This window comes from Bacteroides cellulosilyticus (genome assembly GCF_020091405.1).
Lineage (GTDB): Bacteria > Bacteroidota > Bacteroidia > Bacteroidales > Bacteroidaceae > Bacteroides.
Genome location: NZ_CP081903.1, coordinates 2,042,070 through 2,063,467, shown reverse-complemented (window position 1 = coordinate 2,063,467; position 21,398 = coordinate 2,042,070). Strand labels below are relative to the sequence as shown.

At 46.0% G+C, this 21,398-nt stretch carries 14 protein-coding genes; 5 read left to right on the top strand and 9 right to left on the bottom strand.

The features are described from left to right. The first annotated feature begins 132 nt into the window (after positions 1-132). Positions 133-2,730, top strand: a complete 2,598-nt coding sequence (locus K6V21_RS07030) for a beta-mannosidase (RefSeq protein ID WP_224321347.1) — start codon at positions 133-135, stop codon at positions 2,728-2,730. A 97-nt stretch (positions 2,731-2,827) separates the two neighbouring features. On the opposite strand, the gene K6V21_RS07025 is transcribed toward K6V21_RS07030, so the two are convergent. The 8 genes from K6V21_RS07025 to K6V21_RS06990 form a co-directional block, all read right to left on the bottom strand. After that, positions 2,828-4,000: a glycoside hydrolase family 26 protein gene (locus K6V21_RS07025; RefSeq protein WP_224321346.1), complete on the bottom strand. Its 1,173-nt coding sequence runs from the start codon at positions 3,998-4,000 to the stop codon at positions 2,828-2,830. Between the two features lie 10 nt (positions 4,001-4,010). Beyond that, positions 4,011-5,495: a hypothetical protein gene (locus K6V21_RS07020; RefSeq protein ID WP_408912654.1), complete on the bottom strand. Its 1,485-nt coding sequence runs from the start codon at positions 5,493-5,495 to the stop codon at positions 4,011-4,013. A 24-nt stretch (positions 5,496-5,519) separates the two neighbouring features. Further along, the gene (locus K6V21_RS07015) at positions 5,520-6,977 is read right to left on the bottom strand and encodes a hypothetical protein (RefSeq protein WP_224321345.1); all 1,458 of its coding nucleotides are present in this window, start codon (positions 6,975-6,977) and stop codon (positions 5,520-5,522) included. Between the two features lie 8 nt (positions 6,978-6,985). After that, entirely contained in the window at positions 6,986-7,948 is a 963-nt protein-coding gene (locus K6V21_RS07010; protein ID WP_224321344.1) for a hypothetical protein, read from the bottom strand. Positions 7,949-7,962: 14 nt separating this feature from the next. Then, positions 7,963-9,471, bottom strand: a complete 1,509-nt coding sequence (locus tag K6V21_RS07005) for a RagB/SusD family nutrient uptake outer membrane protein (protein WP_224321343.1) — start codon at positions 9,469-9,471, stop codon at positions 7,963-7,965. Between the two features lie 14 nt (positions 9,472-9,485). Then, positions 9,486-12,593 (bottom strand): SusC/RagA family TonB-linked outer membrane protein, encoded by a 3,108-nt coding sequence (locus tag K6V21_RS07000; protein ID WP_224321342.1) that lies wholly within the window; start codon positions 12,591-12,593, stop codon positions 9,486-9,488. Between the two features lie 247 nt (positions 12,594-12,840). Then, complete coding sequence (locus K6V21_RS06995; RefSeq protein WP_007219167.1) at positions 12,841-13,872, bottom strand: glycosidase; 1,032 nt, start codon at positions 13,870-13,872, stop codon at positions 12,841-12,843. A gap of 29 nt (positions 13,873-13,901) precedes the next feature. After that, the gene (locus K6V21_RS06990) at positions 13,902-15,479 is read right to left on the bottom strand and encodes a sodium:solute symporter (protein ID WP_217712967.1); all 1,578 of its coding nucleotides are present in this window, start codon (positions 15,477-15,479) and stop codon (positions 13,902-13,904) included. 156 nt (positions 15,480-15,635) lie between these two features. Here K6V21_RS06990 and K6V21_RS06985 point away from each other — a divergent pair, with 156 nt between their 5' ends. After that, on the top strand, positions 15,636-16,502 hold the full coding sequence (locus K6V21_RS06985) for an AraC family transcriptional regulator (protein WP_007219165.1): 867 nt from the start codon (positions 15,636-15,638) through the stop codon (positions 16,500-16,502). A 167-nt stretch (positions 16,503-16,669) separates the two neighbouring features. On the opposite strand, the gene K6V21_RS06980 is transcribed toward K6V21_RS06985, so the two are convergent. Next, a complete protein-coding gene (locus tag K6V21_RS06980) occupies positions 16,670-18,136 on the bottom strand; it encodes a catalase (RefSeq protein WP_224321341.1) in 1,467 nt (488 codons plus the stop codon). A gap of 161 nt (positions 18,137-18,297) precedes the next feature. On the opposite strand from K6V21_RS06980, the gene K6V21_RS06975 reads away from it, so the two are divergent. The 3 genes from K6V21_RS06975 (at position 18,298) to K6V21_RS06965 (ending at position 21,392) form a co-directional block, all read left to right on the top strand. After that, entirely contained in the window at positions 18,298-18,963 is a 666-nt protein-coding gene (locus K6V21_RS06975) for a M15 family metallopeptidase (protein ID WP_044268546.1), read from the top strand. 62 nt (positions 18,964-19,025) lie between these two features. After that, a complete protein-coding gene (locus K6V21_RS06970; RefSeq protein WP_224321340.1) occupies positions 19,026-20,183 on the top strand; it encodes a M50 family metallopeptidase in 1,158 nt (385 codons plus the stop codon). Between the two features lie 78 nt (positions 20,184-20,261). Beyond that, a complete protein-coding gene (locus tag K6V21_RS06965) occupies positions 20,262-21,392 on the top strand; it encodes an AAA family ATPase (RefSeq protein ID WP_224321339.1) in 1,131 nt (376 codons plus the stop codon). Positions 21,393-21,398 lie beyond the last annotated feature (6 nt).

Below are 21,398 nucleotides of genomic sequence, written 5' to 3'. Positions count from 1 at the left end.
TCTGCAATTATCCTTCGCCCAATATAAGCAGAATGAAGTAATTATCATTACCTTTGACCTAACTAATACCGGCAAGACGGACGGTACAAAGGATTAAAAGCGACATTCAACATAACTCAATAACTAACAGTCATGAAAAAACCGAATTTGAACATGAAGCGAGCGTCACTACTGACCTCATCACTCTTGTGCAGCGCCCTGCTGATAGCCGTTCCTCTCCGGAAAGAGCTGAACGAAGGCTGGCAATTCAAACAGGCCCGGCTCAGTAACTGGTATCCCGCCACCGTTCCCGGAGTGGTGCACACCGACTTAATTAACAACAAAATCATCGAAGATCCCTTCTTCCGCCTCAACGAACGCGGCATGCAGTGGATAGACAAGGAAGACTGGATCTACCAGACCTCCTTTCAACTGACTCCCGAAATGATGGAGAGGCAGAACATCGACCTCGTATTCAAAGGACTCGACACTTATGCAGACGTATATCTGAACGAAAAGAAAATACTGGAAACCAACAACATGTTCCGTGAATGGAAAACAGACATAAAGGCGGAACTGAAACCCGGAGAAAATATCCTGAAAATCTATTTCCATTCTCCCATCAAGGTGGACGTCCCCAAATGGGATGCCCTGCCCTACCATTACGAAGCCAGCAACGACCAGTCCGAAAACGGTGGATTATTCGACAAGAAAGTCAGCGTGTTTGCCCGTAAAGCCGGTTATCATTACGGTTGGGACTGGGGACCTCGCTTAGTGACCTCCGGCATCTGGCGGCCTGTATACATTGAAGCATGGGATAATGCCCGGCTCAGCGATGTCTTCATCCGCCAACAGGAAGTCAGTAAAAGCCGTGCATCCATCGTGGGAGAAATAGAAGTTCAATCGGACAAGGAAATAGACCAGGCCACCCTCACGGTGACTGATGCCACTTCCGGCAGAGTAATGGCAGGCAAAACCGTTTCCCTCCACAAAGGAAACAATAAGATTTCCCTTCCGTTTATCATCCGGAATCCCCGATTGTGGTGGAGCAACGGACTGGGTGAACAGCATTTATATGACTTCCGTACCGCACTTACCATCAATAACGAAACATCCGACATTCAGAGCACAAAAGTGGGTATCCGCTCGCTGAAGATCATCAACCGCCCGGACAAGGATGGAAAGACGTTCTATGTGGAACTGAACGGAGTCCCCGTCTTTGCCAAAGGAGCCAACTACATTCCGCAAGACAACTTCCTGCCACGCGTCACACCGGAACTGTACGAAAAGACAATCCTTGACGCCGCCAATGTCAACATGAACATGCTTCGCATCTGGGGCGGCGGCATTTATGAGAATGACCTGTTCTATGAACTCTGCGACCGCTACGGCATCCTTGTCTGGCAAGATTTCATGTTTGCATGCAGCCTCTACCCCGCTGAAGGGGAATTGCTGGAGAATATCCGCCAGGAAGCCATCGACAATGTGAAACGACTGCGAAACCATGCCTGTATCGCCCTCTGGTGTGGAAACAACGAATGTAATGACGCCTGGTTCAACTGGGGCTGGCAGAAACGATACAAGGCGCAGAATCCGGAGTATGAAAAGAAGATCTGGAAACAGTTCACCGATCAGTATTATGTCACCCTTCCCGAAGTTGTGAAGGAATACGCACCCGAAAGTTTCTATTGGCCTTCTTCTCCTTTCGCCCGTGAAGACGGTGGCAGCGATGACCACAACGGCGACCGCCACTACTGGGATGTGTGGCATGGTAAAAAGCCCATCGAGACGTACAACAAAGAACGAAGCCGTTTTTTCAGCGAATATGGCTTCCAATCCTTCCCCGAATTTGAATCCGTGAAGCGCTACGCTCCCTGTGAAGAGGACTGGGATATCTATTCGGAAGTCATGATGTCCCATCAGCGCGGAGGCATGCACGCCAACCAACTGATTGAGACTTATCTGCTGAACGAATATCGCACACCCAAAAACTTCGAAGCCTTCCTCTACATGAACCACGTGCTGCAAGGAGATGCCATCAAAACAGCCATCGAGGCACACCGCCGGGATATGCCCTACTGTATGGGAACTCTCTTCTGGCAACACAACGACTGCTGGCCCGTGGCTTCCTGGGCAAGCCGCGACTACTACGGTCGCTGGAAAGCGCAGCATTACTTTGCCCGCAAGGCTTACCGTGATATTCTTGTTTCTCCCATAACCGACGAAGACGAAGTATTGAACATCCAGGTGGTTTCTGACCGCCTCAAATCCTGTAACGGCACGCTCCAGGTAGAAGTAATGAAACTGACAGGAGAGAAAGTGAGCAGTTTCAAACGAAATATAAAAATAGACGCCAACAGTAGCCAGACGGTATTCTCGGTTCCTTTGGGTGAAGCCTTAAAAAATACACCTAAAGAAGATGTATTCGTTCATGCCGTCCTGCTGACCGACAAAGGGACAAACAGTTATGCCAATAACTACTTCCTCGTGAAACAGAAAGAAGTGAACTATCCCAAAACCGCTATCACTTCGAGCATAGAGTCCATTGAAGGCGGTTTCGAACTGACTCTCAACAGCGACAACTTTGCCCGTGCCGTATTCATAACCATCGGCGATGTGAACAGTTCATTCAGCGACAATTACTTCGATATATTGCCCGACGGTTCTGTGAAAGTGAATGTCTATACCGATTTACCGCAGCCTGCATTTGAAAAACAATTAAAAGTTATTTCCCTGAGCGACGAATACTAATCCACTCATATTTTCCATTCGCATATTCTGCATCGCTCAGTTTTTCCTGGCTTCCCAATCATCATCACCCGTATTCAGGTGATGATGATTGGGAAACTTATTTCACCTCCACATTCTCAGGCATCTGATACATGTCCGGCAGATCGCTACTGAAGAAAGTAAGCTCATTAGCATGGAACTTAATGAAATCCGCCTCAGAAGCATGCCCCTTGAATACAGAGAAATAATGCATATCCGATTCGTTGCCTCCGACAAACTTATTGCGCCACATCACAATCATGCTGACTTTGCGCCCAGTTGCAGGAGTAAGTATCTGCTTACTCCAATAATCCTTATCAGTAAATCCTTCGACACCGGTTTCCGTCACCCCGCAAGGCTTCTTCTTTTTCTTCGATAATTCGGAAATAGTCTTTAGATTGGAAGAGAAAGTGGCAGGATTCAGACCGTGGTAACAATCCATACCTATAAAATCTACATACTCATCACCCGGCCAACGGAAAAGGAAGTCCTCTTCACGCTTCACGGAATCCATCTGCGGGGAAATGGCATAGATAAACTGGTGTATACCTTTTGTATCACGAAGATAATTGACTGTAAACTTCCAGAGACCGATAAACTCCGCCTCCGTAGTGCAACTTTTCCCCCACCACGACCAAGTCTGCGTATGCTCATGGAAAGGACGGAAAATAACAGGGATCGGCTTCCCCTGATCATCTTTCAATTCACCGGCAAATGTAGCCAGGCGATCAAGCCAGGTCTTAAACTTAGCCTGTACGGCACTCCCGTCTTCAAGAATCCCACGTACGACTTCGGCACTCGAATTATCCCACGAATCACCTCCGGTCAAGGGATTATTCAGGTGGCAGCATGCAATAATTACCTCCCCACGACGACGTGCCTCAAGAATACAGCGTTTGCGAATAGCGTTAGCCTCATTCCCCTCGCAGCGATCATCCATAATCTCCGCAAAATCTACACTGAATACAGCCGGATAATCTCCGCATACCTCCTTCGTATCAGAATTGCCCGAAACATCATACCATTTACGGCCATAGAACAAATCATCATGGTGTCCGAACATGAATCCGGTTTGCTGTATATCCCATAGACGGGCATACAAGGCCTTAGTTTCGGCTGTTGCACTTTTATCTGCCATGCTCAGTTCTACAGTTTCGGTACACGGCGGTTCGGGTGCAGGCTCATCATTATCTTTAGAACAGGACGAACAGCCCAACAAGGCAATAAAGATTGCCATATATACTTTTTTCATAACTATCTTATTATTGAATATCAGTTAATAACTGGAACGTCTGTGCCTTCAAGGTCGTTTTATACGTTCCTTTCAAATGAAGTCCCGTTTCCTGGGGAACAGGAAATCCATCGGCATCCTTGGATTGAAGATTTTCCTCATACTTATAAAGGGAGGCATTCTCCATCGGACGGGGTAAAGTGAGCTGCACAGATTTATCTTTCTCTCCCACATTCACCATGGCCACCGTCAATTTGCCCTGGTAAGTACCTGCCACCACATAGACATCTTTATTTTCCGAAGCTACAGCAGTATGCAATATATCCGTTCCGGCAGGAAAATAACGGCACATCAGCGACCAGGTATAGAACCAGGGCCGTATCTGTTCTTCATCGGGTTTATTAAATACTTCCTCTCCCAGAATATTCCACATACCCCATATCTTAACATCTTCCGTCTTTCCGGAATCTCCGCTGCTATGCATCGCATCATCCAGCATCCACACAGCCATACCCGAATATCCTCCATTCATCACTTCCATGGCAAGCAACGGCATATCGAGACCATAGAAATAGTCGTAACAGAGCATATTGCAGTCACTCCCTTTAGTGAAAGGATGCCCTTCGACCCGGCGGTTATATTCTGCCATCAACAAAGAATCAGCATCACGCCAATACTTATAACCGGCCTCACCCAAAACAATCTTTTTCCCCTCGGGAACATGGCGTTTATAGCGGGAAAGGATTTCAGGATATTGTCCGGTACGCACTTCATTCTGACCCGGATAAGCATGGACATCGTACAATCCGATAATGGAATCAGCATCCAGTGCCGTTTGTTTCACCCACCCTTCGGCATCATAGGCAGAAGCCTCATTCTTGTAATCGGCTACTACATCCGGCCCTGCAAGCATCACCTTTTCCGTCAGTCCGGGATACTCTTTCATCTTCCGGTGAAAACGGAAAAGCATTTGTTTCCACATTTCATAATCACCATTGGTAGATGCCCAGTTTCCATCAGGCTCGTTGAAGATTACAAAATACTTGATGCAAGAGAAACCAAGGTCATTCACCAGGTAATTAAGATAGTCAACGGACATATCCACCCATTTCTGATCCTGCTTCATATCCCAGGCAGGCGGATTGTATTCACCGTACATGACGGTTATCCCCCGCTCGGTGCAATACTTCAGGAGTCGGGAAATGGAAGCTATATTCCGCGTTTTATCATACGTGCCTGTTGCGGAATCATAATAGCGATAGGGGCTGTTTATCATGCAACGTATATACTGCGGCTTCATAAAGTCGAGTCGTTTGCAGAGTGTTTCCCAGTCTTTATCAGAGACAGAAGCACCCCAAGTTTCAGCCTCATCATAGGGATCCCACTCGGCACCATTGCCGATATATCCGGCATTCGTCACTTCCGGTGAGACCGTAATCTCCACCACTTCTTGCGAGGTGCAAGCTGATACGAGCCATAACAGCATGCAACTTAAAATCATATTTATCTTCATCATAATCTTATTATGAACGGTTATCAATTAATAATCGAAATTCGTATATACCACCAGAGACTCTCCGGGCATTTGGAATGCTTCGCCTTCGGCCGGGCGCAATGTCATCCCTTGGCGATGGGGTAATAATCGGCAATCACCTTCTTTCTGTAATCGGCCCTCGGCATACAAGTACTGTTTCACACCTTTCAATACGGGGAGAGAAGTACTTTTAAGTAATACAGATTTCTCTTCCCTGGAAACATTGACCACGGCAATCATATATTTACCGTCTTTTTCCACAGCAATCGCCTTAAGAGACTTGTCTCCTTCCACCTCAACCTTATAAGCACGCGAACCGGCAGGCATATAGCGCGTCAGCAACGACCAGGCATAAAACCAGGGACGCACTTCCTCTTCTTCCGTACCGAAATACTCTTCGCCAAAGATATTCCAAAATCCCCATACCTTCAGTTTATCAGGTGCTTCTTTCGCATGCATGGCATCATCGAGCATCCACACCACCGAACCGGAATATCCTGCATTTACTGTTTGGAAAAGAGCATCTGCCATGTCAGTACCGTACATGAAATCATAAACAAACATTTGAGAATCATCCATCGAAGCATAAGGCTTTGCCGCTGCCCTACGGAGGTTTTCACGCTGATAAACAGAATCGGCGGGTTCCACAAACTTAAATCCAATCTCACCCATCACGATTTTCCGACCTGCCGGAACAGCTTGTTTATAAGCACGGATAATGTCAGTATACTCCCCGCTATTCACCGTTATTTTGGAAGGATAGGTATGGATATCATAAAGACCAATCTCATCTTTCAGATGCGTAGCACAACTATCCACCCACCAGGCCTCATCAGCCGTCCAGATTGCAGCATCAGGCCCCACAACCGAAAGTTTACCTGCAAGTTTGTTCTTTTGCAATTCTCCGTAGAAGAAGCGGATGGCACGTGCCCAAAGGGAATATTTTCCGTCCGTTGAAGACCAGTAGCCATTCGGCTCATTCACCAGATTGTAGTATTTGATACAGGAATATCCTTTTTCCTCTATCAGAAAACGAACATATTCGGCAGCAGCGGAAAGATTCTTTTCACGGATCATCTCTTTCCGGGCATCTACCATTCCCCCACCCCAATCACCGAACATTACTGTCACATCACGCGATTGGCAGTAATCCAATATATGAGACAAATGCTCCAAGCCACGTTCGGGATAAAGAACTCCATCCTGCATTACCGATGTAGTGTTGGTCATGACACGTATAAACTGAGGGCGCATAAAGTCCAGACGGTCATACATCTTCTTCCAGTCGGCCTCGGAAATGTCCAAACGTCCTTTTCCGTAATCCAATTGATAAGGGTCCCACTGAGCACCGTTACCGATGTAACCTTCATTGATAATCTGTTTCGTATCTACAGAAACAACAGTCTGTGAAGCGGCATAGCCGCCCCACAGAAAGAAAACAGAGAGTATAGCAAACCGTTTCATAAGATATATCAACGTTTGGAGACAGAGATCCAGTAACGGCGCACCTTCTTGACAAACTTGTCATAGTCACTGTAAATATTCGTCCAGTCATCCGTACCACTCAGGTTGAAGGCAAAGGCATTCCGATCGATAGTCATGCTCAATCCGTTACCCAAGTCTTCTGTTCCGGCAGCCACTAAAGAACCAGTAGTCTTCCGGCCCTCTTTATCTGTAAAGGTAATCGTATTCGCTGCATAATCGCGTACCCATGTACTTTCACCTTCAGGAATCTGGCGATAGAACTTCTTCAGGTCGATATCTACACCGGGATTCTCTTTGTTACCGTCGCCCAGGAAGATGAAATCAGCATATTTTCCATCGGCTCCCGCATCATTGATACAGATACCGCTTGTATTACCCTCATCCGTCACTCCGGTCATTGTAAAGGTAAGCACATTGTCGCACTCAGCCTGCGGACCATACGTTTCCGACCAGCACCAAGGCTTATCTGTTAATTGCATCACAGCGCCTCCACCAAACTCCGGCCCGGTACCACCGTAGACAGTCAGCTTCTTTACATCCCAAGTGCCTACAAGAGTTTCCGTAAATTCGGATACGGTAATCGTATAATTACGTGTCTCTCCGGTAGTGGAAGTAACAGTGATTGACGCACTCCTCGAATCATTCTCAAAATTCAAGGCATCTCCCACCTGTAAGGAAGCTTCCGCCTGATAAGAGAGTTGTAGCTTTTTCAGTCTGATGTTCGACAAATCGGGTACGGCATCAACATTGATAGCCAGGTTTATATCTCCCGTAGCAGCATCCACAGTCTCAATAAGGGCGGTTCCCATCTGATTTTCAAATTGTATATCCAATATGGTGCGCTCATGATTCCAGCCACCATCATTGATGTCGTCCTGCAAATCTTTCACACATGCCTGCTGGGTCAACACAATGCAGGCAAGCAAAATGTATTTCGTTAGTTTTACCATAATCTTACTTCTTTTTAAGGTCTGAGACTTCCATTCAAATTTATTTCAGCCTGCGGTATCGGATAGAAAGTCACCTGATCTTCCGAAAGCCCGGCCGCCTCGGGAACATCCGTCGTAATCCGGTTCCATCGGCGCAAATCATATACATGATCGCCTTCAAAGGCAAGTTCAAAAGTTCTCTCTTTCAGTATTTCCCTGCGGAATTCATCTTTCCCCAGATTCGGTTTCATATCTCCCAAACCGGCACGGCTACGAATGAAGTTTACCAGTTCATAAGCCTTAGCCGTAGGACCTGCCGCCTCTGCATAAATAAGCGCCACATCAGAGAAACGGAGCAGGAAAGGCCGGGTACTGGTCTTGTCACCTTCAAACTTCGGGTCTATATATTTGCGACAGAACGGATAAGGAATCTTTCCGGGATATTCTCCCAGCAGCGTACCATCTGCCTTGTAGACTTTATCAACAATAAGCTCTGTTTTACGCTTATCATTTGCATCAAAAGTATTATAAAAAGCAACCGTGGTCTGATATTCGCCCCAACCGTCATGAGTGGGGATATACTCATCCTTGTCCCCCTGTTTCAGATACAGAGTGGCTCCGTCTATATAAGGAATAAACATCTTGGATATTTTAGAGTATTGCCCTTCGGAAGAACCGCTCCGGTCCATCGCCATGATAAAGATATGTTCTTTGCCGCGTGCTTTCTCAACGTCATAAATATCAAGCAGCGAGCTCTCGAAGCCATATACCGACTGCTTTTCAATCACTTCACCTGCAAAATATGCTGCACTGTCGTACATGACTGTTGCATCGCGGTGCATATCACGATAGAGTTTCACCCCATGTTCTTTAGCCGACGCCACATACAAGTATGCCTTTGCAGCCAGGGCCTGCGCAGCCACCCGGTCGGCACGCCCTATCTTAGGAGTTTCATAAACAGGCAGTAACTCTGCAGCCCGGCGGCAATCCGAAAGAATCAGGTCGTACATGGCATCCATATCAGGCGCAAGAGCGGTTGAAGTCTGATCCACCGTTTCCACTACTGATTTATGCAAAGGAACAAGGCCGAAGTTACGCACCAGGTTAAAGTAATTCCAGGCGCGGAGGAAATAAGCCTCACCCAGAAAAAGGTCTTTTTGCTCTTGGTTGAAGCCTGCATCCGGAACTTTTTTAATGACGGCATTGGCACGGTTCACCCCGATGAAGGCATACTTGAAGAAATTCTCCAACGAACCGTTTGTTTTAAAGTTACCCACTTTCCAGTTATTCAGGTCCTGATTGTCAGCACTTGCATCCGACTTGGTCGTCATGGTTTCACTTGCCATATCACCCAAAAAGAAAATGGTTCTGGAATATTCCAAGTAGTTCAGCGTGCCATACGCATACATAACTGCGGCCTCTGCATCGGCTGCCGTCTTGAAGAAATTATCTTCAGAATAGAACCCGTAAGGAGTCTCATCCAGATTGCATGCTCCCAATGCCAGGGTTCCGGCAAGCAGTGATATTACAATTCTATTTTTCATATTGTATCAGTTATTTAGAAGGTTAAGTCAAGTCCGAAAGTCCATTTACGCAAACGGGGATATCCACCGCTATAAACTCCATTCAACCCTACTTCGGGGTCGTATCCCTTGAACTTGGTGAAAGTGTATAAATTAGAAGCATTCATATAGATACGCGCTTTAGAAAGGAATGACTTTTTCGGTAAGTCAAACGTATAGCCTATATTCAGATTCTGAACACGCAGGAACGATCCGTCCTCTATCCACCAATCAGAAATCTTCACCTGACGACCGTCGCGCAGGCTCGGATACTTATTTGTCGGATTATCGGGTGTCCAGCGCAATGGAGAGTTACTGGGCTCACCGAATGCTTTCGTATTCAACACGTCCTGACCAAATACCCCGTTAAGGAATACGCTCACATCAAACTTCTTCCAGGACAGGTTCAACGCCAAACTGGCTGTAAAATCCGGATTAGGATCACCAATAATGGTCTTATCTGCTTCCGATATTTCGCTGTCTCCATTCAGATTCATGTATTTGAACTCTCCGGGGTTAGCGTAATCACCGGACAAACCTGCATCGATTCCTTCATTCAGGGTCTGGACAATACCATCCACTTTATATCCATAGAACACATTTACCGGTTGGCCGATAGCCAGTATATTGGTATAGTCGCGATATTGTTCAAGACTATTGCCCGAATATTCAAAAAGCATCCCCGTCATCGGATCGGTAACCAAACCGGATTCCAAAGTGTTACCCAGGTCTTTCACTTTATTGCGGTTGCGCGAGTAAATCAGGGTTCCGCTCAATTGCCAGTCTTTCGTTTGCAGGATATCGGCATCTACCGTTAATTCAAAACCACGGTTCTGGATTTTACCGTCATTCACCCACATCTTGTCATATCCCGAAGACAGAGCCAGATTACGTTCACGAAGCAAGTCGCTGGTCTGTTTATCATAATAGTCAAAAGAAACTCTCAGACGGCGGTTGAGAAATGCCATGTCGATACCAAAGTCAGCTTGCGCAGTTGTTTCCCACTTCAAATCAGGGTTCGGGATACCACTCCATACCCGGTAAATCCATCCCGGACCTGTCCAGCCGGAAACATATCCCGGACCGATGGTAGTAGCCCAGCTGCCATCATTATAATACTTATCCGTACCGTAACGGCTTAAAGTCTGATAAGGACTGATTCCCTGATTACCGGAAATACCATAGCTGAAACGGAACTTCAACTCATCAAATACATTCAGATTCTTAATGAACGATTCTTCATGCGCTTTCCAGCTGACAGCTCCTGAAGGGAACATAGCCCACTTGTTATTCTTACCGAATTTAGAGGAACCATCGGCACGAGCCGTCAAGGTCAGCAGATACTTATTATCGTATACATAGTTCAGGCGGAACATTCCCGAAACGAGTTTATTATCCGAATATCCATTCCATATTTCATTCTTCTCCGGATTTCCGGCACCCATATTCTCATTGCCCAATGCTTCGTTCACAAAATCCTTACCCGTCAGACCGGAACTTCTGGACATATAGTATTCATAAGAATAACCTACCATGACACCGATGTCATGCTTGTCGAATTTCTTCTGGAAGTTGGCGAAAGTTTCAGAAACCAGATTGTGCCCTTCCCAGTTCTCTATCTCTGCCTGGCCGTTGCTGAATTCTCCGGCTTCGGTATATTTCTTCGGATAGTACCTGTCGGATACGGACTTACCAAACTTATAGTTCAATTGGGAAGTCAGTTTCAGGAAAGGGAAGAGTTGCCATTCCAGCGCTACGGAAGAGATGACATCCAAAGACTTGGTTTCATTCTTCTGCAAGTCTGTAATCGCCATCGGATGGCTGAAGTCACTTGCATTGGTCAGATAATAGTCCCCGTTTTCGTCATAAACCGGATAAATAGGGTTTCTCCAGTAAGCCAAGCCACCGTTGGCATTGCGCACACCGCGGGAAAGGATATTGGAAAAGCGTACTTTGAAGTTATCATATATATTATGGTCTACACTCAAATTGTATCCACCTTTTGTGTAGTCATCTTTTATATACATACCATTATCCGTATAGAAATTAGCGCTAAGATTGAAAACAGTCCGGTCATTGGAACTGGAAATCGTAGCAGTGGTATTATTGGAAACCGGAGTGTCACGGAATACCAGATCATCCCAACGGGTATTGGTAGTCCAGGTAGTTTGCAGTTCTTCTACCGATGGATAGTAAACACCGGTGGAACTTACTTTTCCCACATAAAGCGGATCAAGCCCTCCATTGATGCGCGACTCGTTGTTTAAGGAAGCCATCAATACGGGGTCGCGCCACAAATCAAGTTTCGTATCAAACTGCGAAAGGGTAATCTGCTGGCGAACCGTTATGTTGGTAGTCCCTGTCTTCGCACGCTTTGTTGTAATCATAATAACACCGTTCGCACCACGGGAGCCATAAATAGCAGAGGCTGAAGCATCTTTCAGGATTTCCATATTCACGATATCCGACGGATTGATCTGCTTCAGATCTCCGGCATCTCCCAACGGAAAGCCATCCACTACCACCAGTGGAGCATTGGAACCACGCAACGAACTACCACCACGGATACGCACCGTAGCGCCGGCTCCCGGGTCCTGTGAAGAATTGATGACTTGCAGACCGGCTGCACGTCCCTGTAACAATCCTTCCACCGAATTGGCGGGGATTTCTTTCAGGGCCTCCGTCTTGACGGACGTAACCGAACCTGTAACGTCACTCTTCTTCACACTACCGTAGCCTATCACCACTACCTGCTCCAGTTGAAGTGCATCGTCAAGCAGAGTTACATTGATCGTACTCTTCCCATTGACGGGCACTTCCTTATTTTGCATACCTACATAAGAAAACACCAATGTTGCCGTACGCGGCACATCTTTCAATATATAATTACCATCGATATCGGTAATCGTTCCGCCGGATATTCCTTTGACTTGCACAGTAGCGCCAATCAGGAAGTCTCCTGCTGCATCCTTTACACAGCCGGCAACTGTTATTTTATCCGGTGACTGTGCATAAGAAACGGGAATGTTACTAAAGAATATGCATAATGCCACTATCTGCCAGGACAAAAATACATGCCACCAACTTTTTGATTCATTTTTCATACTTATCAAGAATTAAAGAAAACACACATTTTACATTCATAGAATTCTATTTTTCATTAGCTATATCATGATAGGACAAAAGTAAGAGGATTATGAATGACAGCATTTATATTACTTGTTCAATGATTGTACTTTTTTGAACGTTTTTCCGGCTATAATCCACACCCTGCTACCGTTTTATTTGCAAGAGGTATCAATTATCGCATTTACATGGGATAACTATAAGAGATCAATAACAAAAGGGGATTTAGTGCAATCTACAGCTATCGGAAAGTAGATAATCAAGTAATTCATCAACGGCGCAAGTAGCTACACAGACATATTTATCGGCACTGCCATAGTATACGAAGAGTTCGCCGTCCACAATTACATTTCCTGTAGGAAATACACAACCATTATACAGACCGGACGTTTCAAAATCCAGTTCCGGTTCAAGTATAGGTTGAGGAGTTTTAGCCAGAATGTGCAGCGGATTTTCCAGGTCAAGCAGCAAAGCGCCAACACGATAGTATCCCCGTCCGCCATGCTCCACACCATGATACAGCACCAGCCAACCCTTTTCCGTTTTAAGCGGAGGAGTACTTCCGCCCAACTTTTCCTCCCATGAGTTCTCGGTTCCGGTAATCAGCAAATGGCTTTCCTTATCCTCCCAATTCAACAGATCATCCGAGAACTTCATCCAGATGGATGGATAATCCACGCCATACTCACCGCCTATGTATTCTTTAGGACGATGCAGCATCACATACTTTCCCTGAACTTTCTCCGGGAAAAGAATAACATCCCTGTCGTCCAATACCGGAGAGGTCAGACGTCCCAGTCTCTTAAACTCACGGAAATCAGTAGTAACAGCCAATCCCGTATTACCCAGATTTTTACGGAGAGCCATAGGAGCATCACTACCGCAATCCGGCAACAACACTTCATCATGGCTGAAGTTCCAATATTGCCCCGGTGCATACGGACGATAGGCATAAGTGATGTAATACTCCGTATCGTACTTCACAATGCGGGGATCTTCCACACAACCCGAATCAGGACCGTCCTCACTGGGGCCGAACACCGGAACATCGGATACACGCTCAAAGTGGAATCCGTCTTTACTGGTGGCCAATCCTAAACGGATCACATGTTCGGCATCATTTCCCGCAGCTCTGTACAGCATATAGAACGTACCATTGTCATAAACCACTCCGGGATTGCAGGTTACCAACGATTCCCAATCATTCGAATCCAACGGGGAAAGTATCGGATTTCCCTCAAACTTCTTTAATTTCATCTTCTTATTTCTTTATAATTATATAATAATCAACTGAATATAATCCATATCAATACACTCAACACCAACAGGACAATCGCCCATGAATGATAATTCTTGTACCATACCAGAGCACGGTTCGCCCGGAACTCCGCTTTCAGTTCACGCATGGAGAAGGTGGTATCCACAAGCCTTTCGGCAACCGGTTTCGAATAGCACATACTGACCAGATAAATAACGATCCCGCTCACCGCCAACAAGAAAGGAACAATCAACAGGAAGTGCATATCGCCAAATATTTCATTCTTATAGAAAAGCATCACAACCGCTATAGCCAAGCCACTGAGCAGACCGGCAAAAGCACCATTTCCATTCACACGCTTATTAAACACACCCAGCAAAAATGCCGCAACAACAGGCGGAGCAATGTAAGAAAGCATCTCCTGATAATACTTCAGCAACGAACCGAACTTCCCGATCTGAGGTGCCCATAAGGCAGCCGCAACAATAATGACGCAAGAGGTTATCTTTCCGATAATCACGAGTTTCTGGGAACTGGCATTCTTATTATATTGCGCATAGAAGTCCATTGTGAACAGTGTAGACGTAGAGTTAAGAATAGCGCTCAAAGTAGAAGTCAAAGCAGACAAAAGCGCTGCCAGCATGATGCCCAACAATCCCACCGGTATCAGCTGAAGCACCATATTGGGATATACCATATCCGGCTTTTCAAGCCCCGGAAACAAATGGCGGGCAATCACACCCGGTATGGCAATGATAAAAAGAGTCAGCATGGTAAGGAAACCCGTAAACAATACCCCCTTACGCCCCTCATCCACTGACTTCGAACTCAATACACGCTGCACCAACGTCTGGTTATTTGCCCAGAAATAGATGCCCAGAACCGGCATACCGACTATCAGCCCCAGCCAGGGAGTGGCCGTATCCGTCAACGGACGAATCAGCTTCACCGATATATCACCACTGGCGAACAACTGATAGAAATAATCCCCGCCTTGCTGGAAACAGTAGAAAGTCAGCAAGATAGATCCTAATATAAGAATGACAGCCTGTATCAATTCCGCATTAATGGCAGAAGACAAACCACCCGGGATAGTATAAGATGCAGCAATAATCGCAAACACAATAATGATCAGTTGCAAATCAGCATCGGGAAGTATCAGCTTAATAATCAGCGCAGCAGCATACAAAGCCCCGGCAGCGTCCAGGAAAATGTTTCCTATGATGCAAATGGCAGAGAAGTAATAGCGCGAACGGCGGTCAAAACGCTTCTCCAGAAATTCCGGTATCGTGAATATACCCGACTTAATATAAAGAGGTAGCAGGAAAACTGCAAAGAACACCATTACCACAATACCCGTCAGGTTATAATTAAACACAGCGATACCCGTGTGATAAGCATCACCGGACTGACCTATCAAAGTGGTACTTGAAATACTGGCAGCAAACAGCGACAACCCCACTACCCACCAAGGCATTGAGCGTCCCGCCAGAAAATAGGATTGGGAGTCTGAGCTCTTACCATTCTTCAGCCCCCACCAGATGATAAAGGCCAAATAAACAAGGACTATTACAAGATCTAAATTGCTTATTGAAAATGTCTCCATAGCATAGAAATTAATTGTTTTGAATTCATGTTGCAAAAATAGAGGGGATTCTGATAATTCGCTTATGATATTCTGTCTATTGATTGTACTTTTTTGAATACCTGACTGTATTTTCATTAGAATTCGTAGCTTTGCAAGAGAGAAACAACTACGACCATGAAAGACATACAAAAAGAAATCACTCCCATTGCCGCGGATGACCTGTTCATTGTACTCAATCATCCGAACGCCAAGTTCGACTATCCGGTACATTATCATCCGGACTATGAAATCAACCTGGTTATGGACACCTACGGAAGCCGCATCGTTGGGGATTCGGTAGAGGCTTTCGAAGCCCTGGACCTCATCATGATAGGTCCCAACCTTCCGCACGCCTGGAAAGGAGAAGTAGTAGAAGGAAACCATGTGATTACCATCCAGTTCTCGGACAAGCTACTGAACTTTCCGATATTGGAAAAACGCTTATTCAACCCCATCAAACAACTGCTGCTTGAATCACAACGGGGCATTGGCTTTTCCAGACAAACCCAACTGGTGATGAAAGATAAGATTATCAAGCTGACCCGGATGCAGGGGTTCCATACGGTATTGGAGTTTTTCTCTATCCTGCATGAGCTTTCTATTGCCGACCGTCACATCTTAGTCAGCAACCAATATGATACCAAAGACACCGTACGCACTTCCAAAAGCCGACGGATAGCCAAAGTCTGCGACTATATCGAGAAGAACTTTGAAGAACCGATTAAGCTGGGCGACGTGGCGCAACTGGTGAATATGTCCGAATCTGCATTCAGTCATTTCTTCAAAAAAAAGACGAATTGCACATTCATCGATTATATCACGAACCTGCGGATAGCCCGCGCTTGCCAGCTATTGGCAGAAACAACCCACACGGTAGCCGAGATCTGCTATACTTGCGGCTTCAATAACTTATCTAATTTTATAAGGATATTCAAGAAGAAGAAAGGGAGTACACCGCAAGAATACCGTATGTTCTTGCAACAGATGCTTATTAAGTATTAACCTCAAGGTTAAGCCATACCACATCCATCCCTTATCCCGGATATGCAAAAGATGCCATCTTTCGTTGCAAAAGGTGGCATCTTCCACTGTAAAAGATGGCATCTTTTGATGTAATAGATGCCATCTTTTGCATATAGGGCCTTAGTGTTGTTCAGGACATCCCTTAACTATCGGGTTGCTTTCAATGCTTCATCCAGGTCAAGACCTAAAGCTTTGGCTACGCCTGTACCATAGGCCGGATCAGCTTTATAACAGTTGCGCACATGGCGTTGCTTAATGAAGAGTTCGGCATCACCCATGGCACGGGCTGTATTTTCGCACGTCAGTTGCTGATCTTCGACGGACATCAGGCGGAAAAGATCACCCGGCTGGCTGTAGTAATCATCATCATACTCACGTTCGTTGTAGTTATAAACGTCGCCATGAACTTTCAAAGGCGGTTCTTTCTTCTCGGGAGAGTCTTGCCATTCACCGTAACTGTTGGGCTCGTAGCTCTTGGCACTGCCGTAATTACCGTCTACACGCATGGCACCGTCACGATGGTAAGCATGGAACGGGCAACGGGGTTTGTTTACCGGAATCTGTTCCGCATTCACTCCCAAGCGGTAACGCTGTGCATCACCATAAGAGAAAAGGCGTCCCTGCAACATTTTGTCGGGAGAGAAACCGATGCCTTCCACTATATTCTGCGGATTGAAAGCCGCTTGCTCTACTTCGGCAAAGTAGTTTTCCGGATTACGGTTCAGTTCCAGGATACCTACATCCTGAAGCGGGAAATCTTTGTGCGGCCACACCTTTGTAAGGTCGAACGGATTGATGCGGTATTCGTCCGCCTGCTCTTCCGTCATCAGCTGTATCTGGAATTGCCACTTCGGGAAGTCACCCTTTTCGATGCTCTCGTACAAGTCGCGTTGGTGCGATTCACGATCCTTGGCAATGATAGCTTCGGCCTCCTGGTCGGTCAGATTCTTGATGCCTTGCAGGGTGCGCAGATGGAACTTCACCCAGATACGTTCGTTGGCGGCATTGAAAAAACTATAAGTATGGCTACCGAAACCATGCATGTGGCGATAGGAATAAGGAATACCACGGGGACTCATCGTGATGGTCACCTGATGCAAAGCTTCGGGCAGCAAGGTCCAGAAATCCCAGTTATTGTTCGGACTGCGCATATTGGTGCGCGGGTCACGTTTTACGGCATGGTTCAAATCGGGAAATTTCAACGGATCGCGCAGGAAGAATACAGGAGTATTATTTCCCACTAAATCCCAGTTACCTTCTTCCGTATAGAACTTCATGGCAAAACCACGGATATCACGTTCGGCATCGGCAGCTCCCCTTTCACCGGCTACGGTGGAGAAACGTACGAAGCACTCCGTCTTCTTACCTACTTCGCTGAAGATAGCGGCACGGGTGTACTTTGTGATGTCATGTGTTACGGTAAACGTACCGTATGCGCCGGAACCTTTGGCATGCATACGTCTTTCAGGAATCACTTCACGGTCGAAGTGTGCAAGTTTTTCCAGAAACCAGGGGTCTTGCATCATGATAGGACCACGTTGTCCTGCGGTCTGAGTGTTTTGATTGTCGGCGATCAGGCGCCCGTTGGCAGAGGTGAGTTTTTTCTTTTCCATGGTATTTTTGTTTAGAGAACTAATATATGGAACAAATGTAAGGATTCGTAAGTTCATTACAAACAGATAAATTCTATGAGGAAATAGACAAAATCTATGTATTCGCACGGAACGGCTAATCCGGTGGGAATTCGTACCTTTGCAGGCAAAGAAAAAAAGGCATGAAGTATATATATTATTTTCTACTTGCTCTCTGGTTTATCCCCGCATCCGCACAAAAGAGTGAAACGGCAAGATATCTGGAAAGCATCGGACTGGTGAACATTGCCGAAGCGGACAGCTCCATCGTCGTAGACCTGATGTATACCCGGGCGGATAATTTCACGGGAAAGGTGCTATACGAAGATCTGCATGAGGCGTATCTGCATCCCGATGCCATGAAAGGACTGCTACTGGCGCAACAGGAACTGAAAAAGCGATACCCCGGCCGTCGCCTCATCGTGTATGATGCCGCCCGCCCGATGAGTGTACAGCAGAAAATGTGGAATGTGGTGAAAGGCACCTCCAAGTATATCTATGTTTCCAATCCCGCACGTGGCGGCGGACTGCACAACTACGGTCTGGCGGTAGACATCAGCATACTGGATGAAGCGGGAAATCCCCTGCCGATGGGTACGGAAGTAGACCACCTCGGCCCCGAAGCTCACATTACGAATGAAGCCGCACTGGTGCAAAGCGGGAAAATGACAAAGCAGGAACAGGCGAACCGGCAACTGCTGCGGAGCGTCATGCGTGCCGCAGGTTTTCGCGCATTGCCCAGCGAGTGGTGGCATTTTAACTGGTGCAGCCGGCAGGAAGCTAAACAAAAATACAAGGTTATACCATAAAGTTCCTTATATTCCTTATATTTGTGCAGACAAACCGGGTAAGAACTTCATACCATACAACAATGAAACAAGCTCTCAAACTTATACTTTCCACCCTGTTCGGTGCATGCATCGGCTTCGGTGCAATGGTGCTTTGCATCACATTCTTTACGGAGACCACATTAAGTGAATTCTTCGGGAATATGGGAAACATACAGTTGAGCCGACTCTTGCTTTCCTGTATCTTATCATTGGCCTGTCTCATCCTTGCCGTTTTCGTACAGATTATTCTGCACGAAGGCGGGCATCTGATCTTCGGACTTGCCACCGGTTACCGGTTCGTTTCTTTTCGGGTAGGTAGCCTTACACTGATAAAAGAGAAAGGAAAGTTCCGTTTCAAGCGTTTCTCCATCTCCGGCACGGGCGGACAATGCCTGCTCTCTCCACCGGATAAGCCTTACGAACAGTTGCCTTATTTCTGGTATAATGCAGGCGGAGTATTGATGAATCTGCTGACGGCAATCCTTGCACTTGTTCTTTGGGTTGCCTATCCCGAGATACCGCTGCCTTTACATTTATTCCTTCTATTCTCCTTTATCTGCGGCTTCTTCCTGGCACTGATGAACGGTATTCCATTGAAGATGTCGGGCATCACGAATGATGCCTACAACCTGATATTGATGCACCGGGATCTGAATACCCGGAAGTATCTGGCATTACAGTTAGCCGTCAACGCTGAAGTTCAGAAAGGCGTAAGACTGAAAGACATGCCGGACGAATGGTTCCCGAACGATGAAGTGACAGATTACAGGAATATCATGCAGGTTGCCGTGAAACTGCTCTATATTTCGCGCTATGTAGACCGGAAAGAATTTGAAACTGCACACGCCCTGTTTAGCGAAATAGAGCGGCATAAAGAGGAAATTGTCGGACTATACGTAAAAGAAATCGAGTGCGAGCTCCTGTTCCTCGAACTGATAGGTGAACGGAGAAAAGAAGAAGTAGAGCGGCTTTATACAGATAAGATAAAGAGATACATCCAGCGGTATAAGATTATGATGTCTTCCAAACAACGCTTGCTGTGTGCTCTTGCCTTGTATTGGGAGAATCAGCCGGAACGGGCGAAAGAGATTTATGAAAAAGTAGCGCGCAAGCGGGATAAGTATTTGCTGCAAGGCGAGGTTAACTCTGATCTGGATATTATGGAGACGATGCTCCGGGAAGCACAAGTACAGTTATAAGTGAAGCCACCATTATTTTCTTTGCATTATTACTTTATAATAATTATCTTTGCATAATCACCATAAAGTAAAGAAGCCATGCTAATCGTCCGAAACCCTTTCATTATAAACGGATACATATCCCCCGCCTATTTCTGTGACAGGAAAGCAGAGAGCGAGATGCTTATCCGGCAAATTACCAATGGTAATAATACCGCGTTAATCTCAACGCGAAGAATGGGTAAGACAGGATTGATACGTCATTGTTTCCAGAGTAAAGAAATTCAAAAGACATATTACACATTCTTTATTGATATATATGCGACCAAATCTCTGCGTGAATTTGTGTTTGCTCTCAGCAAAGAAATTATCGAGTCATTGAAGTCCTCGGGCAAGAAAACGATACAGACTTTCTGGGAAACGATGAAGTCACTGCAAGCCAGTCTGACATTCGACTTCAATGGTAACCCTTCATTCAACTTAGGCTTGGGAGACATCCAGTCTCCGGACGCTACGCTGGATGAAATATTCCATTATCTGGAACAGGCAAACAAGCCCTGCATCGTAGCCATTGACGAATTCCAGCAAATCACAAATTATGCGGAAGACAATGTGGAAGCTATCCTGCGCACTTACGTGCAACATTGCAACAATGCCCATTTCATCTTTGCCGGAAGCCAGAGGCACATTATGGGCAATATATTTCTGACAGCCTCACGCCCTTTCTATCAGAGTGTATCGATGATGCATCTGGAAAGTATTCCTTTAGAAGAATACATCAAATTTGCTCAGAAACATTTCAAAGAAGCAGAGAAGACTATATCCAAAGAAGCTATCGAACAGATATACCAATATTTTGAAGGCATTACCTGGTATATGCAGAAAGTATTGCATACCCTGTATGACATGACACCTGTTCATGAGGTTGCAGATGTTTCGATGGTTGAAGAAGCCATCTGTCAAATCATAGGCTCATTCCAATATACCTACTCCGAAACCCTTTTCCGGATGCCCGAGAAACAAAAAGAACTGCTCATTGCCATTACCAAAGAAGGGAAAGCAAGTGCCATCACCTCCGGTGCATTCATCAAGAAATATAGATTGCCATCTTCCAGCTCTGTACAATCGGCATTAAAAGGACTGTTGGAGAAGGATTTTGTCACACAAGAGGCGGGAACTTATCAGATTTACGACCGTTTCTTCGGATTATGGCTTCAAAGAAACTATTAAACGACA